At 62.1% G+C, this 15321-nt stretch carries 15 protein-coding genes; 6 read left to right on the plus strand and 9 right to left on the minus strand.

From position 1 onward, the window contains the following. Positions 1-57 precede the first annotated feature (57 nt). A complete protein-coding gene (locus tag EO99_RS0107065; protein WP_029617941.1) occupies positions 58-642 on the minus strand; it encodes a cysteine hydrolase family protein in 585 nt (194 codons plus the stop codon). A gap of 120 nt (positions 643-762) precedes the next feature. Here EO99_RS0107065 and EO99_RS0107070 point away from each other — a divergent pair, with 120 nt between their 5' ends. Next, a complete protein-coding gene (locus EO99_RS0107070) occupies positions 763-1095 on the plus strand; it encodes a hypothetical protein (RefSeq protein ID WP_029617942.1) in 333 nt (110 codons plus the stop codon). Here the strand turns inward: EO99_RS0107070 and EO99_RS0107075 are convergent, their stop codons facing one another. Then, the gene (locus EO99_RS0107075; protein ID WP_139014996.1) at positions 1096-1305 is read right to left on the minus strand and encodes a hypothetical protein; all 210 of its coding nucleotides are present in this window, start codon (positions 1303-1305) and stop codon (positions 1096-1098) included. Positions 1306-1450: 145 nt separating this feature from the next. Further along, positions 1451-1651, minus strand: coding sequence for a hypothetical protein (locus tag EO99_RS0107080; RefSeq protein ID WP_029617944.1), 201 nt, complete (start codon positions 1649-1651; stop codon positions 1451-1453). A gap of 118 nt (positions 1652-1769) precedes the next feature. Between EO99_RS0107080 and ku (EO99_RS0107085) the strand changes: the two genes are divergently transcribed. After that, the gene (gene ku, locus EO99_RS0107085) at positions 1770-2573 is read left to right on the plus strand and encodes a non-homologous end joining protein Ku (protein ID WP_029617945.1); all 804 of its coding nucleotides are present in this window, start codon (positions 1770-1772) and stop codon (positions 2571-2573) included. Positions 2574-2576: 3 nt separating this feature from the next. Here ku (EO99_RS0107085) and ligD read toward each other — a convergent pair whose 3' ends face one another. Next, a complete protein-coding gene (ligD, locus tag EO99_RS0107090) occupies positions 2577-5114 on the minus strand; it encodes a DNA ligase D (protein WP_029617946.1) in 2538 nt (845 codons plus the stop codon). Between the two features lie 3 nt (positions 5115-5117). After that, positions 5118-5993, minus strand: coding sequence for a non-homologous end joining protein Ku (gene ku, locus EO99_RS0107095; RefSeq protein WP_029617947.1), 876 nt, complete (start codon positions 5991-5993; stop codon positions 5118-5120). A gap of 216 nt (positions 5994-6209) precedes the next feature. Here ku (EO99_RS0107095) and EO99_RS0107100 point away from each other — a divergent pair, with 216 nt between their 5' ends. Together EO99_RS0107100 and EO99_RS0107105 are read left to right on the plus strand one after the other, a co-directional pair. Continuing rightward, positions 6210-6671 carry a sigma-70 family RNA polymerase sigma factor gene (locus EO99_RS0107100; protein WP_081852002.1) on the plus strand — a complete coding sequence of 154 codons (462 nt, stop codon included), beginning with the start codon at positions 6210-6212 and terminating at the stop codon, positions 6669-6671. A gap of 28 nt (positions 6672-6699) precedes the next feature. Next, a complete protein-coding gene (locus EO99_RS0107105) occupies positions 6700-7209 on the plus strand; it encodes a superoxide dismutase family protein (RefSeq protein WP_037111221.1) in 510 nt (169 codons plus the stop codon). A 21-nt stretch (positions 7210-7230) separates the two neighbouring features. On the opposite strand, the gene EO99_RS0107110 is transcribed toward EO99_RS0107105, so the two are convergent. After that, a complete protein-coding gene (locus EO99_RS0107110; RefSeq protein WP_029617950.1) occupies positions 7231-7953 on the minus strand; it encodes a glutathione S-transferase in 723 nt (240 codons plus the stop codon). A 269-nt stretch (positions 7954-8222) separates the two neighbouring features. Between EO99_RS0107110 and EO99_RS0107115 the strand changes: the two genes are divergently transcribed. Continuing rightward, complete coding sequence (locus EO99_RS0107115) at positions 8223-10568, plus strand: glucose/quinate/shikimate family membrane-bound PQQ-dependent dehydrogenase (protein ID WP_029617951.1); 2346 nt, start codon at positions 8223-8225, stop codon at positions 10566-10568. 60 nt (positions 10569-10628) lie between these two features. Here EO99_RS0107115 and EO99_RS0107120 read toward each other — a convergent pair whose 3' ends face one another. From EO99_RS0107120 to EO99_RS0107130, 3 genes are all read right to left on the minus strand, one after another. Then, complete coding sequence (locus tag EO99_RS0107120) at positions 10629-10904, minus strand: BON domain-containing protein (protein WP_029617952.1); 276 nt, start codon at positions 10902-10904, stop codon at positions 10629-10631. Positions 10905-10945: 41 nt separating this feature from the next. After that, positions 10946-12889, minus strand: a complete 1944-nt coding sequence (locus EO99_RS0107125; RefSeq protein WP_029617953.1) for a hybrid sensor histidine kinase/response regulator — start codon at positions 12887-12889, stop codon at positions 10946-10948. Between the two features lie 129 nt (positions 12890-13018). Then, positions 13019-13939, minus strand: a complete 921-nt coding sequence (locus EO99_RS0107130) for a LysR family transcriptional regulator (protein WP_029617954.1) — start codon at positions 13937-13939, stop codon at positions 13019-13021. Positions 13940-14110: 171 nt separating this feature from the next. Here EO99_RS0107130 and EO99_RS0107135 point away from each other — a divergent pair, with 171 nt between their 5' ends. Beyond that, complete coding sequence (locus EO99_RS0107135) at positions 14111-15316, plus strand: ABC transporter substrate-binding protein (protein ID WP_029617955.1); 1206 nt, start codon at positions 14111-14113, stop codon at positions 15314-15316. Positions 15317-15321: the final 5 nt, after the last annotated feature.

Below are 15321 nucleotides of genomic sequence, written 5' to 3' on the forward strand. Positions count from 1 at the left end.
TTTCCTTTCTCGGATATGCCTTGTGAACAAAACAGTTCGCTGCCGGGAAAGGTTCCCCTAACGCCACCAGGCAAGCACTTCCTGGACCGTGGAAATGCGGATCTGGGTCGAGAAGCGGGTCCCGAAAACCGCAAGCGACGCGTCATGCGTCTGATCCGAGGTGCTGCACATGGCATCCCTCAGCAGAATGATCGAATATCCCAGATCCACCGCGCCCATGACGGCAGCCATGATACAGACGTCGGTTTCACCGCCGGAGATGACCAAAGTGCTGACCTCCTGTTTCTGCAGGAAAACGTGCAGCCGTCCGTCGAGCCAGGGGGAATAGATCGGCTTGTCGAAGACCATTGCAGGCGGCACCAGGGCACGCAGTTCCGGCAGGATGTCGACCATGTCGTCGCCCAGCGCCTGACGGGTCATCATCGGCCACTTCTCGTAGTAGGTCCGCCAGGTGCCCTGCACGTCGGCGCTGTCCACCGGCGGAACGAAACGGGTGAAAATCGTCTCCGCCGGATGTGTGGCGGCGAGGACCGCGACACCTTCGCGGACACGCTGCATCCACGGGACGTTCCACGGCGTATCCTCCGCGAACATGCGCTGCATGTCGACGCAAAGATGGCGGCAACGGGAGGGATCTTCCATCACGGGCTCCGATTGACTGTCGCCGTCCGAACCCGAAGTCGCCGGCAAAGTTCCGAGGGATGATGCACGGGAACTCCCTGCGCCGCCGGTGCGTTTGAGCGCTGAAGTATGGAGGTGAATGTGCAGGAAGAATTGCAGATCTACAGGCTGGTTCCCATCGCGTCGCCCGACGACCCGCATTGGGAAAACCGCCCCCCGCAGGGCGAGGTGATTGTCCGCGCCAGGAGCACCGGTGACGCGCGGCTTGTCGCAAACAGCGCAGAGCTTGATTTTACCGACGTGGATGCACTGCCGGCGGAGGGCACGTCCACCGACATGGCAAGTCCATTCCGGAGCGAAAAGCTCTATACGGTCATTCTTGACGACAGTGGAAAATATCCGAACGCCGGCGAGCGAGGCGTGGTCGAAGGGCTGGTCAGGGTGGACACGATCGTGTCGACGCAGCTCGACTGATCAGGAGTTCTGGGCCGGAAACTTGTCCGAGAGAGCCTTTTGCAGTTCCTGCGCCAGTTGCAGAAGTCTGTCCGGCACCGGTTCTTTTTCGATTTCGCTCAGCAGGACCGAGACTTCACGATTGACGCGCCGTCCGAAGCGAACGTCGACCTCTGCGTCATTCTCGATCTTCTTCGTCATCCTGACCTCTGACGACGTAGTATAGGCCATCGTCTACCCTCGTGCTGTCCGACTTTACATAGCCTCCATACAGCAAGACGGGGAACTTCGGAAATCCCGAAAAAGTCATGGGTGACAAAAAACGAAGGGTGGGCGCAAAATGCACCCACCCTTTTTCGTCAAAACGAGCGTATTCTCAGTCTTTCGGCGGCGGCTCGGTGCCTGTCGGAATGGAGGTGATGGTGGCGGCGACCGGGTCGCTGGCCGGGAAAGTGTCTTCCAGACCTTCGTCCAACTGCTCTTCCAGAGCCTCGGCATCCTGCTCCTTGCGGGCCGTCTGCTCGGTCTCATGCTTTTCGGCGGTCGGGTGAGGCGTCTGCTTTTGTTCTTCGGTCATGGCATTCTCCGTTCTTGGTTGGTTTGAAAACGCCGGCCCGACCTTGTTTGTTCCGGGTGCCTGCGGGAACCAATTTCTTCGTCTGCTCGTTGCCGCGACATTGATGGAGACTGATGCCGTGGCACCTCGTGCATTCTGGAAGGGCTATCTGAAGCTCTCGCTCGTGACCTGCCGGGTCACCATGACGCCTGCCGTCTCGGAAAGCGGCAAGGTCCGCTTCCATAACCTCAACCGGGAAACCCAGGCACGGGTGCTGAGCCAGTACGTGGATGCCGAGACGGGCGAAACGGTCGAGGACGAGGATCAGGTCAAGGGCTACGAGAAGGGCGAGGGCGACTACGTCCTCTTCGAGGATGAGGAGATAGAGGACGTCGGGCTCGAAAGCACGCGGACGATCGACATCGACACCTTCGTCCCCGTCGGTTCGATCGGCTGGGTCTGGTACGACCGTCCCCATTACCTAGCCCCCGACGACGAGGTGAGCGCCGAGGCATTCGCCGTCATCCGCGAGGCCATGGCCAAGTCGGAGACGGCGGGAATTGCACGGCTGGTGATGTACCGGCGCGAGCGGGCCGTTCTCCTGGTGCCGAAGGACAAGGGCATCGTCGTCTGGACGCTGCGTTACGGAGACGAGGTCCGGGACGCGAAGGATTATTTCGAAAATGTCGGCGAGGAAAAGCCGACGTCGCAGCATCTGACGATGATGAAGAAGCTGATCGACGAGCGGACCGAAGATTGGAAGCCGTCGATGGCGGACGATCCGGTCCAGGATCGGCTGCTCGACATCATCGCGCAACGCAAAAAGGGCAAGAAGATCAAGAAGCGTGCGGAGCCGAAACCCGACCAGCCCAGCAATGTGATCGACATCATGAGCGCCTTGAAGAAGAGCCTCGCGGCCGAGCGCAAGTCTTCGCCGAAGTAGGGCTTACCCCTTGCGCTTGCTGCGGGTCGCGACCTTCAGCTCGGCCTCCGCCTTGCGGAAATCTTCCCATGGGTCGCTCGCCTGCCGCTCCAGGCGGGCCGGCACATTGTTGACCGTGAAATAGGCGGGACCGATGGCGTCGGTCAGCTCCTCCCAGGCAATAGGCATGGAAACCGGTGCACCGGCGCGGGCGCGGGTGGAGTAGGGCGCAACCGCCGTGGCGCCGCGTCCATTGCGCAGGTAGTCGATCAAGATCTTGCCCTTGCGCTTCGACTTGGTGATGGTCGAGACGTAGCGATCGGGGCTGTCGCCCGCCATGCCGTCGGCCAGCGCCTTCATCGCCGCCTTCACGTCCGGCCACTCCGCCTTCGGCTTCACGGGCGCCACCACATGGACGCCCTTGCCGCCGGAGGTTTTCACGAAGCCGACGAGACCCAGCGCCTCGAAGCGTTCGCGCACCTCGCGGGCGGCGGCTATCACGTCCTGCCAGTTGGTCCCTTCACCCGGATCGAGGTCGATGTTGACCATGTCCGGCTTTTCCCAGTCGTCGACGGTGGAGCCCCAGGGATGGATTTCCAGCGTTCCGCCCTGCACGAGGCCGAGCAACCCATCCAGGTCGCGGATGATGACATCCGGTTCGTCCGGGCTTGCCGGATCCGTGGCGGTCAGGATCTTCTTGTTCATGCCTTTCCAGGCGTGCTTCTGGAAGAACAACTGCTTGCCCACACCATCGGGCCCGCGGACCAGCGAAAGGGGCCGGTTGACCACGAAAGGCGCCATCCGGCGCCAGACCTGGACATAGTAGTCGGCGAGTCCGGCCTTTGTCACGCCGGCATCCGGCCAGTAGACCCGATCAGGATGGGTCAGCGTGACAGTCCGCTTGGCCGGCTGTTCGGCATGCTCGTCCGCCGTCTTCATCGGGCCTCCCTCGCGCACGACATCCTTGGCCTGCTTGTCCTCCCGAAGCCCGCGGAATGCCGCGTGGCGGATATGGGAATCCGCCGTCCAGCCGCGAAACTCGACCTCCGCCACCCGTTCGGGCTTCAGAAATACCACGTCCTTCTTCTCGACCGCCGTCAGCTTTTCGTCGAAGGGGCTCTTGGCGACCTTCAGCGGATCGAGCTCGCGAAGGAGCGACTGCGCCACCTTGCTGCTGTAACCGGTGCCGACCCGACCGGCGTGCTGGAGCTTTCCGTCCTCGTAGTACCCCATGACCAGCGAGCCGATGGCCTTGTTCGAGACAGAGGAGGGGACATAGCCGGCGACCACGAACTCCTGTCGCGCCGAACACTTCGACTTGACCCAATCGCGCCCTCGGCCGCTGCGATAGGGCGCATCCGCGACCTTCGAGATGATGCCTTCCAGGCTGAGGCGGCACGCGTGCTTCAGCACAAGGCCGCCCTCGTCGGTGAAATGCTCGCTGTAGCGCAGCTGCTCGCCGCTTCCAGCCAGCAAGGCCTGCAGCGCCTCCTTGCGCTTCACCAGCGGAGCAGGGCTGAGGTCCGTGCCGTCGAGATAGAGGAGATCGAAGGCGAAGAAGACGAAGCGGTCGTTTCGCCCTTCGCTCAGGTCCTGCTGCAGCAGCGAGAAATCACTCGCCCCCGAGCCGCCGTTGACGACGATCTCGCCATCGATGAAAGCCTCCTTCGCCGACAGCTTTTCAATGGCCTGGACGATGTCCTTGCCGAACTTGTGGGTCCAGTCGAGGCCGGTGCGTGTCAGGAGGCTGACCTTGCCGTCCTGGAGACGAGCCTGCAGACGGTAGCCGTCGAGCTTGATCTCGTGCAGCCAGCGCTTGCCCGTCGGGGCCGCCTTGACCAGTGTCGCCAGCTGGGGAGGGATGAATTCCGGGAACGGCGCCTGCTTTGCGCCTTTCACGTCGGTAGGCTTGAGAGGCGCGGCGCCGTTCAGTTCCACGTCGGTCAGCGCTGCGCTGGACTTTGCGGCCGTCGGGCTCTTGCGTCGCCTGGGCTGCTTCTTGCCCTGAAGCTCCTCGATGACCCGGCCGCTCTTCACCGACTGCGGCATCTCCGTCAGGATATCCTCGTCGCTGTCCGCGCGTGCGAACGCGTCCTCGCTCTTGATCAGCAGCCAGTTCTCGCGCTTTTCGCCGCGACGGTTGGCCATCCGCACCAGATGCCAGCGGCCCTCCAGCTTCTCGCCCTTCAGCTCGAACTCCATATGGCCTTTTGCGTAGGCCTTGTGTGGATCTCCGATCGGCTCCCAGGTTCCTCTGTCCCAGAGAAGCACGGCGCCTGCGCCGTAGTTGCCGTCGGGAATGGTGCCCTCGAAGCCGCCGTAGTCCAGCGGGTGATCCTCCACATGAACCGCGAGGCGCTTTTCGCCCGGCACGAGGCTCGGGCCGCGGGTGACGGCCCAGCTCTTCAGCACACCGTCCATCTCGAGGCGGAAGTCGTAGTGCAGCCGGCGCGCCGCGTGCTTCTGGATGGCGAAGCTGTTGCCGCCCGCCTTCGCCTTTTTGCCTTTCGGCTCGGGCGAGGCCTCGAAGTTCCTTTTCTCGTTGTAGCTCTCCAGCGCCATGGGTCAGCCGGCCTTACGTTGCGGAGCAGGGGACTTCGCCTTTCGGACCGGCTTCTTGGCGGCGGTGGCCTTCTTGGTGGTTGCTGCCTTCTTGCCGCTCGACGCGCCGGAGCCGGCGCTTTCGCGCAGCGCATCCAGCAGGTTGGAAACCTTCTTTTCCGCCGGCTTCGGCTTCTTCGGCGGCTTGCGGCCTTCGATCTTCGCCTTGATCAGCTCTGCCAGTGCGTCCTCATAGCGGTCGTCGAATTCGGTCGGATCAAACTCGCCGCGCTTGGTCTTGATGATGTGTTCGGCCAGATCGAGCATTTCGCCTTCGATCTTGAACTCGGCAATGTCCGAAAAGATCTCCTTGGCCGGTCGAACCTCATGGTCATAGTTCAGCGTGCTGGCGATCAGCCCGTCTTCGCTCGGCCGGATCAGCAGGGTGCGCAGCCGCCGGAAGAGGACGGTTCTCGCCAGCGCCGCGACGCTCTTCTGTTCCAGTCCCTTGCGGATCAGGTTGAAGACTTCGGCGGACGCCTTGTCGACGGGCGCGAGGTAGTAGGGGCGGTCGAGGAAGATGGTGTCAACATCGCCACAGGAGATGAAGGTCTCCATCTCGAGCGTCTTGTCGCTCTGGGGAACGGCGGCCTTCACTTCATCCGGCTCCAGGATGACGTATTCGCCGCTTGCCACCTCGTAGCCCTTGACGATGTCGTCCTTCTCGACCTCGTGCCCGGTGTCGGCGTCGACCATCTGGCGATGGACGCGATTGCCGGTTTCGCGGTTGATGATGTGAAAGCTGACGCGATCCGACGTCGACGCCGCCGTGAAGAGCGCCACCTGACAGCTCAGTTCTCCAACCTTCAGATAGCCCTTCCAGTTTGCACGCGGTGCCACGGCTCATACTCCTCGAAAGCCCTATCAACAGGGGCTGGGGGAACTTTGTTCCGCAGCACCCGTTGCCGACTGACTTACGGTGAACAACTCTATTATCTTAGCGGAACCAAAGATGAGAAGCGTGCGTTTGCCACCGTCATTCCCGCCATCGACTTGGAGAGGTAGGCAACGGTGCCCGATTCCCAGCTGAACCGTGATCCTGCACGCGCAGACATAGTGAGGCTCATTCCCGCGCTTCGCGCGTTTGCCCGCACTTTCTGCAGGAACCCGACGGACGCCGACGATCTGGTGCAGGAAACCCTGATGAAGGGCCTCGCCAATCTCGACAAGTTTGAGCCTGGTACAAAGCTCAAGTCGTGGCTGTTCACGATCATGCGCAACACCTTCTATACGCGCTCCAAGGTGCTCGGACGAGAAGCGCCTGGGTCGGAGGAGGCCGTGTCGGGCGATACGCCGATGCCGGCAACGCAGGAAATGAGCGTGCGCGCCCAGGAAGTGGCGCGGGCGCTGCAGAAGCTGCCGCCGCATTATCGCGAGGTGCTGACGCTGGTCGCCATCCTCGGCGAAAGCTACGAGGCCGCGGCGGAGATCTGCGATTGCGCCGTCGGTACCATCAAGAGCCGTCTGAACAGGGCCCGTCACCAGATCCTGCAGGAGCTTGGTGAAGACGTTGCCTGAACCACCCCAGAGACCAAGGAGGAAACCCATGAAACTGCTAGCTTCAACGATGATTGCCTCGGCCCTTTTCGGCGGCATTGCCATGGCGCAGGACGCGACCACTGCAACGGCCAGTTTCGTGGGAGCCGATGGCTCTGAAAACGGCAACGCGACTTTGACGGAGGCTCCCGGGGGCGTGCTGATCGAAGTGGAAGTCAGCGGGCTGCCTGCCAGCCAATGGGTTGCCTTCCATGTCCATGAAACCGGGAGCTGCGACCATACGACCGGTCACGAGTCTGCAGGGGGACACTTCAACCCCGGCGACAAGGAGCATGGCTACAAATCAGCCAATGGTCCGCATGCCGGCGATATGCCGAACCAGTACGTTGGAACCGATGGTACGATGCGGGCGCAGGTGCTGCACACCTCCGTCACTCTGGATGATGCGGAGAACGGCATCCAGGGCAAGGCGCTGATGGTCCATGCCGGCGCCGATGATTACGAGAGCCAGCCTTCCGGGGATGCGGGCGAGAGACTGGCCTGCGGCGTCATCGAATAGCGATGCGTTCCGGAGCTGGCGTCAGTCCCGCTGATCCAGCTCCGGATAATGCCGGAATATTCCCATTTCATTGAACGGTATCCGCCGCTCCGACGCCAGGTAGTTACGGATTCCGGCGCGTTCGCCAATTCGGCCGTGGAGCGAGACGAGGAGCGGGATGTCCTCCTCGAAGTGCTTCATCGTGTTCGGGAAAGCATATCTCAGTCCCTCCATGACCTGGAACAGTGACAGGTCGACATAGCTCGCGCGGCTGCCGACGGCATGCTCCGTGCCGGCGGGATTGGCAGCCAGGACGGCTTCGAAGTAGCCCATGAACTTCGGCAGCCGCGACGACAGGAAACGGCTGCTGCGGGCCTTGGCCTCGTCCTTCTGGTCCTCGTAGTAGTCGTCGATGCCGAGCGGGTGATGGGTGTCGTGGATCTCGGTGACGAAATCGGTGATCGTCAGCTGCAGTCCGTGTGCAAAGAGGCGTTCGGCTTCTCCGGCAGGCACGAGATCCAGCCGGGGACCCAGGTAGGCCAGGATATTGGCAACATGGGATACGACAATATCGCCGTCCTTCAAAAACGGCGGCGCGAAGGGCATCTGATGGCCGTTCCGTCCCTCCAGGAATGCCGCTATCTTGCTGCTGCTGCCACTCATGCGCGCGACATCCTGATACTCGGCGCCAGCGTCTTCCAATGCCAGCCGCACGAATTCGCCACGGCCCTGAATGCCGTCCCAATAATAAAGTTCGTAGCTCACGTGTCACCTTTTCCAGCTAAATCATCTTAGGGACATCCGGCAGAGGTTGTCGGTCAATCGCCGTCTTCCTGACAAGGCTCGATACTGAAGACCGTCGCCCAAATTGCCAACTGCTGCACAACCTTCTCTTTCCGGCTTGGTTCCAGTTGTATGGCATTGCAGAAATTGATCGTCGACGTGGAACCTTTGTTTTGCTTCGGCGTTTCGGAATGGGGGAGCGTGGCCTTAAGCTGCGCCCTGTGACTGAAGCCGGAACAGGATTTTTATCAATGGCTATTATGATTACGGCGATATTGTTCGCTCTCATCGGCATTGCGCTGGGGGCGGGCGGTACGCAGCTGCTGATGCTTGGCGGCAGCGCCTACTATCTTTTGGCGGGGATCGGTTTTCTCGCAACGGCAGTGCTGCTGTACATGCGCCAGTCTGCCGCTCTCGTGGTTTACGCAATTGTTGTCATCGGCTCCCTCATCTGGGCCGTATGGGAAGTCGGTCTCGACTGGTGGCAGCTCGGCCCGCGCGGCGGCGTCGTCATCGTGCTCGGCCTCTGGATGCTGACGCCCTGGATCCGCAAGCCGCTCGGCTTCCAAAGCCCGACGGGCGCGCGCTACTCAGCCAGTGCAACTCCCCTGGCTGTCGTGCTTGGCATTTCCGTGCTGGTCGCCGTCATTTCCATGTTCACCAACAGCACCGATCTGGAAGGCCAACTGTCGGAGGAGCAGGTTGCTGCTGCGCCGAACCTTGGGGGCAATGTGCCGCCGGGTGAATGGCACCAGTATGGTCGCACGCCATTTGGCCAGCGCTATTCGCCGCTCGATCAGGTCAATGTCGAAAACGTCGACGAGCTCGAAGAAGTCTGGCGCTACCAGACGGGCGACGTGAAGCTTCCGGAGGACGTCGGCGAGACGACCTACCAGGTGACACCGCTCAAGGTCGGCAACAGCCTCTATCTCTGCACGCCGCACAACTGGGCCATCTCCGTCAACGCGACGACGGGCGAGGAGCAGTGGAAGTTCGATCCCAATGCCGGTCTGAACCCGGATCGCCAGCATCAGACCTGCCGTGGCGTAACATATTATGTGGATCCGGCTGCACAGCCAGGTGCCGCTTGCGCACAGCGTGTCTACCTGCCCACCTCCGACGCCCGTCTCATCGCTCTGGATGCGACGAACGGCGAGGTCTGCACCTCGTTTGCGGACCAGGGAACGCTGCAGCTCGAAGCCAAGATGCCGTACAACCCGGCTGGCTACTACTACTCCACCTCGCCACCGGTCATCGCTGCCGGCAAGATCATCATCGGCGGTGCGGTCAACGACAACTATTCGATCCGTTCGCCTTCGGGCGTGATCCGCGCCTTCGACGTGAACACCGGCGAGCTCGTCTGGAACTGGGATTCCGGCAATCCGACGCAGACCGAACCGCTTCCCGAGGGGGAAACCTATAGCGCCAACTCCCCCAACAGCTGGTCGATCTTCAGCGTCGACGAGGATCTGGGGCTCGTCTACATCCCGCTCGGCAACCAGGTCCCCGACCAGCTCGGGATGGGACGCAGCGAAGCCGTCGAGAAGTATTCCTCGTCGATCGTTGCCCTCGACATCAACACCGGGGTGGACCGCTGGGTCCAGCAGACGGTCCACCACGACCTCTGGGACATGGACGTTCCAGCCCAGCCGGTTCTTCTCGACCTGACGCAGGACGATGGAACCTCCGTGCCGGCGCTGGTGGGGCCGACGAAGCAGGGCGACATCTACGTGCTCGATCGCCGCAACGGCAATCCGCTTCTCCCGATCACGGAGCAGCCGGCCCCGGGCGGCGCCATTCCTGAAGACTTCACATCCCCGACCCAGCCGGTCACGGCGCTGACGTTCCGCCCCGAGCGGCTCGAGGGCCGCGACATGTGGGGCGTGACCATGTTCGACCAGATGGTCTGCCGCATCCGGTTGAAGCAGCTGAAGTACGACGGCATGTACACGCCGCCGTCGCTTGAAGGGACGCTGGTCTATCCGGGCAACTTCGGCACCTTCAACTGGGGTTCGGTTGCCGTCGATCCCGAGCGGATGGTGATGTTCGGCATGCCGACCTATCTCGCCTTCACCTCAAGACTCATCCCGCGTGCGGAAGTGCCGGCGCGTGAAGAGGGGCAGACGGGCTCGGAGCAGGGCGTCAACCAGAACGAAGGCGCACCCTATGCCGTAGAGATGGGGCCATTCCTCGGCCCGCTGCAGATCCCCTGCCAGGCCCCGCCTTGGGGTTATGTGGCCGGTGCAGATCTTCGTACTGGCGAGATTGCCTACAAGCAGAAGAACGGCACGGTCTACGACATGACCCCGCTGCCGCTGCCGTTCAAGCTCGGCGTGCCCGGGATCGGCGGTCCGATGATCACCAAGGGTGGCGTGGCCTTCCTCGGTGCGGCCGTCGACAACTACCTGCGCGCCTATAACCTCACCACCGGAGAGCAGCTTTGGGAAAGCCGTCTTCCGGCCGGGGGGCAGGCAACACCCATGACCTACGCCGTGGAAGATGGTCGCCAGTTCGTGGTGATGGTTGCCGGCGGACACGGTTCGGTCGGCACCAAGCCGGGCGATTATGTGATCGCCTACTCTCTGCCGCGGCAGTAAATCAGAAAGGGCCCGGATCGATCGATCCGGGCCCTTTCTCCATGGTCCTCGTGGCTAAGATCAGGCGACCTTGCCGGTCGTTACCTCGTTTCGCACATCCGTCACGCCGGCAATGCTGCGGGCCACTTCTTCCGCCCGCGCGACTTCACTCTCGTACATGACCGACCCCAGCAGCACGATCGTCGTGCCTTCTGCGACGACCCTGATGCCCGTTGCATCGACACCGCCGACGGAGCCGAGCGCGTCCGAAACGGCGCCCTCCAGCTGTGCCTCCGGTGGGAATTCCTTCTCCACGACCGGCGGTTCTTCGTGAAAGCTCTGGTGCTTGAATACCATGACACTCTTCTCCAACGTCAACTTCGGGTCTAACGCGCGGCTCAGAGGTTTTGTTCAAGCGAGTTGCGCGCGGCCAGGACGATCGCCGTCTCGAGTTGGTCCTGGGTAAACGGCTTCGACAGCATCGGCCATTTCCGACCATTTCCCGCGGGCAGTTCCGCGTAGCCCGTGGCGAGAACAATCGGAAGGCTTGGCCATGCCACCCGGATTTCCTCGGCAAGTTCCGCACCGGTCATGCGCGGCATGGAGTGATCGGTGATGACGAGATCGACCTCTCTGCCGCTGCGAAGGACATCCAGGGCATCCTTGCCGTTGTAAGCCTCGATCACCGTGTGACCGAGATCCTCCAGCATCAGACTGGTGTTCATCAAGACAAGGGCGTCGTCGTCGACGGCAAGCACCGTCAGCGGACCTTGCTGCAGATCGGGCTCGTTCTGGGCCACGGGCTCCGCTGCCGGTTCTGCCTGCAGCTCAGCTTCGGTCACGGGCAGGACCAGGGAAATCGTCGTCCCTTCGCCGGCGCGGCTCTCGATCATCAACCGTCCTCCCGATTGCTCGGCCAGGCCCTGGACCATCGACAGGCCGAGGCCCGTTCCCTTGCCGACGCCTTTCGTCGTGAAGAAGGGAGTGGTCGCCTGTTGGACCGTCTCCTCGTCCATGCCCTGTCCCGTATCGCTGACGGAGAGGCGGACGTAGCCGAGCCCTGTTCCGCCCTCCGCTGATTCATCCATGTGATCGGCATGCACCGTGATGCGACCGCCTTCCGGCATCGCGTCGCGGGCGTTCACGATGAGGTTGAGAAGCGCGGTTTCCAGTTGCAGCGGATCGGTCGATACGGGTGGAAGCCTGTCGGGGAAGCGGGTCTCGAGCAAGATTTCGGCCCCCACCGCGCGCTGGATGAATTCCATCATGCCGTCAACCACCTGAGCGACGTCGACGGCGCTCATGTTGAGGTTCTGCTTGCGAGAATAGGTGAGCATGCGTTGGACAAGGGAAACGCCCCGCTCGGCCCCCTGGATCGCATTGTCCAGGAGAGGTGCCATGGACGGATCGTCAGGCAGTTTCTTCTTGAGGATCTCCAGGCTCCCCAGGACAGCCATCAGCAGGTTGTTGAAATCATGGGCGATGCCGCCGGTCAGCTGGCCGATCGCTTCCATCTTCTGGGCCTGGAAGAGGTCCTCGCGCGCCTGGTTCAGCGCCTGCTGTGCCTCGACCTTCTCCGTGATGTCGCGCGTCACCTTTGCGAACCCGATCAGATTGCCCGATGTGTCGCGGATGGCGTCGATTATTACATGCGCCCAGAAGCGCGTTCCGTCCTTTCGCTGGCGGATGCCCTCCTTTTCGAAGCGCCCCTCCCGCCTTGCGATCTCAAGCCCTTTTTCGGGCTGACCTGCAGCCCGGTCTTCCTCGACGTAGAAGCGGGAGAAATGCGAACCGACGACCTCGCTGCTTTCATATCCCTTGATGCGGCGGGCGCCGGAATTCCAGCTGGTGATATAGCCGTCCGGGTCGAGCATGTAGATGGCGTAATCGCTGACGCCCTGCACGAGCAACTGGAACTGCTGCTCGCTGTCGCGCAGTTGCAGTTCAGCGGCCTTGCGCTCGGTGAGGTCGCGGGTGACTTTCGCGAAACCCAGTATCCCGCCTGACGGGCTCCGGATCGGATCGATGATGACGTGAGCCCAGAACCGGCTTCCGTCCTTACGGACCCGCCAACCCTCGTTCTCGAAGCGGCCTTCCGTCTGGGCAAGCCGCAGCGCTCTGGCGGGAAGACCCGTGGCGCGGTCTTCGTCGGTATAGAAGCGGGAAAAATGCTCGCCGATGATTTCCGCGGCCTGGTATCCCTTGAAGCGTTGGGCGCCGGGATTCCAGCTGCTGACCCTTCCATCAGGGTCGAGCATATAGATCGCGTAGTCGGTAATGGCATCGACGAGTAGCCTGTACCGTTCCTCTTCCGTCAAGGCGACCTCTGACAGACTTTCCATAAGCTAAATTCCCCCCTGCCGAAGCCGGCAGTCAACCATATAGAATTTAGGGGAGCCGATTTTGTTCCCAAAGCCTGCGCTGCTTTCCTGAATTATCGCGTGATTCCAACGGGAACTATGTGTTGTGGCTCAGTTGCCGCTCGGCTTTCGCAGGAAGGCCTCCTGGTTGTCGCGAACGGCGGCATAGATGAAATCCGCCACCAGCCGGACCCGTGGTACGTCGCTGAGGTCGCGGTGGCGGACGAGCCAGTAATTGCGCGTCAGCGTCACCTCCTCCGGCAGCAGGATCTGCAGATCCGGCTGCGCCCGGGCAATGAAATGCGGCAGAACACAGAGGCCGAGCCCGTTCTTGGTCGCCGTCAGCTGGGCGAAGATGCTCGAGCTCTGGAAGTGCGGCTTCAGGCCGGGATGCACGTCACCCAGGTAATCCAGGCCCGGTGCGAAGATCATGTCTTCGATGTAGCCGATGAACGGGTGATCCAGCAGGTCGCTGCGGCAGCGGATCGGCGGGGCCTTTGCCAGATAATCCTTCGACCCGTAGACGTTCAGGACGTAGTCGCTGATCTTCTCGGTGTTGTAGGGGCCGCCCTTGGGGGGATCGAGCGTCACGGCGATGTCCGCCTCCTTGCGCGACAGAGACATGATCTGCTGGATCGTCACCAGTTCGAGCGCGATATTGGGGTGCCGGGCCTGGAAGGCGCCGAGGCGGTGGCTGAAGAAGAAGTTGGCAAACCCTTCCGGTGCGCTCAGGCGGATGACGCCCCGTTGCGCCGTCGCGCCGGTGGCGATGTCGGCCTGCAGGCGGTCCGTCTCCGCCTCCATCTTTTCGGCCGTCTCGATGAAGCGCTGGCCGATGGCGGTCAGCACATAGCCGCGCGGATTGCGTTCGAAGAGCTTCACCTTCAGCGCGAACTCCAGACGGTCGATGCGGCGCGAGACCGTTGCATGGCTGGAGCGCAGGTGGCGCGCGGCGGTCGACAGCTGGCCCGTCCGTGCCACCGCGAGGAAGTACTGAAGGTCGTCCCAGGTGAAGTTCGGATTGGCTGTCATGCGATCTTTCTGTTCAAATATGCACAGAGGCTGTTTGCAATTAGTTGCCAGAATTGCCTTGCGTCAACCGCCGAATTCCGGAACCATGCGATGTGGAACGGTCGTCTTGAGGAGGGCGGCCTCCCAAAATTGAACAGACTCGCACTCTGACATTCTCTGGGAGGAGAAATCATGCGAACGAACCTTATTGCGTCGCTTGCAATTTTGCTGGCGGGGAGCACGGCTGCGCTGGCGCAAAGCGCGTCCGATGAAAAAGTGAAGATCGGCATCCTGAACGACCAGTCCGGCGTCTACGCCGACTTCGGGGGCAAGTCCTCCGTCGAGGCCGCCAAGATGGCCGTCGAGGATTTCGGGGGCAAGGTCCTCGACGTGCCGGTGGAGATCGTCGACGCCGATCACCAGAACAAGCCCGACATCGCCTCCAACATTGCCCGCCAGTGGTACGACACCGAGCAGGTGGACGCGATCATGGAGCTGACGACCTCGTCGGTGGCACTCGCCGTTCAGGCGCTGAGCAAGGAAAAACAGAAGATCAACATCGTCACCGGTGCTGCCACCACGGAGCTGACCGGCAAGCAGTGCAGCCCCTACGGCTTCCACTGGGCCTATGACACCCATGCTCTGGCTGTCGGAACCGGCGGTGCGCTGGTGAAGCAGGGCGGCGACAGCTGGTTCTTCCTGACCGCCGACTACGCCTTCGGCTATTCGCTGGAAGAGCAGACGAGCACCTACGTCAAGTCGGCCGGCGGCAACGTCCTGGGCTCGGTGCGCCATCCGCTGGCGTCCAACGACTTCTCGTCGTTCCTGCTGCAGGCGCAGTCGTCCGGGGCGAAGGTCATCGGGCTTGCCAATGCCGGTCTCGACACGGCAAACGCCATCAAGCAGGCGGCCGAGTTCGGCATCACCGCCGGTGGCCAGAACCTGGCGGCACTGCTCTTCACGCTGGCGGAAGTCCACGGTCTCGGGGTCGAGGCGGCACAGGGGCTGACGCTGACCGAAGGTTACTACTGGAACCTCGACGACCAGAGCCGCGAGTTCGGCAAGCGCTTCTTCGAACGTACCGGATCGATGCCGAACATGGTTCATGCCGGCACCTATTCGGCGGTGATGCAGTATCTGAAGGCGGTCGAGAAGGCAGGAACCGACGGAACGGAGGAGGTTGCCAAGGCGCTGCATGAAATGCCCGTGGATGACTTCTTTGCCCGCAACGGCACCGTCGGCGCGAACGGCCGGATGATTCACGACATGTATCTGCTGCAGGTCAAAAAGCCGGGCGAAAGCGACGAACCCTGGGACTACTTCAACGTGCTCTCCACGATCCCGGGCAGCGAAGCCTACATCGATCCCGCCAAGAGCGGTTGCGAGCTGGTGCAGTAAGCCCT

The organism is Pseudorhizobium marinum, assembly GCF_000705355.1.
GTDB lineage: Bacteria > Pseudomonadota > Alphaproteobacteria > Rhizobiales > Rhizobiaceae > Neorhizobium > Neorhizobium pelagicum.

Coding starts and splice junctions, on each gene's coding strand:
- EO99_RS0107065 (WP_029617941.1), bottom strand. CDS start 642: ATGGAAGATCCCTCCCGTTGCCGCCATCTTTGCGTCGACATGCAGCGC.
- EO99_RS0107075 (WP_139014996.1), bottom strand. CDS start 1,305: ATGGCCTATACTACGTCGTCAGAGGTCAGGATGACGAAGAAGATCGAG.
- EO99_RS0107080 (WP_029617944.1), bottom strand. CDS start 1,651: ATGACCGAAGAACAAAAGCAGACGCCTCACCCGACCGCCGAAAAGCAT.
- ligD (WP_029617946.1), bottom strand. CDS start 5,114: ATGGCGCTGGAGAGCTACAACGAGAAAAGGAACTTCGAGGCCTCGCCC.
- EO99_RS0107105 (WP_037111221.1), top strand. CDS start 6,700: ATGAAACTGCTAGCTTCAACGATGATTGCCTCGGCCCTTTTCGGCGGC.
- EO99_RS0107115 (WP_029617951.1), top strand. CDS start 8,223: ATGGCTATTATGATTACGGCGATATTGTTCGCTCTCATCGGCATTGCG.
- EO99_RS0107120 (WP_029617952.1), bottom strand. CDS start 10,904: ATGGTATTCAAGCACCAGAGCTTTCACGAAGAACCGCCGGTCGTGGAG.
- EO99_RS0107125 (WP_029617953.1), bottom strand. CDS start 12,889: ATGGAAAGTCTGTCAGAGGTCGCCTTGACGGAAGAGGAACGGTACAGG.
- EO99_RS0107130 (WP_029617954.1), bottom strand. CDS start 13,939: ATGACAGCCAATCCGAACTTCACCTGGGACGACCTTCAGTACTTCCTC.
- EO99_RS0107135 (WP_029617955.1), top strand. CDS start 14,111: ATGCGAACGAACCTTATTGCGTCGCTTGCAATTTTGCTGGCGGGGAGC.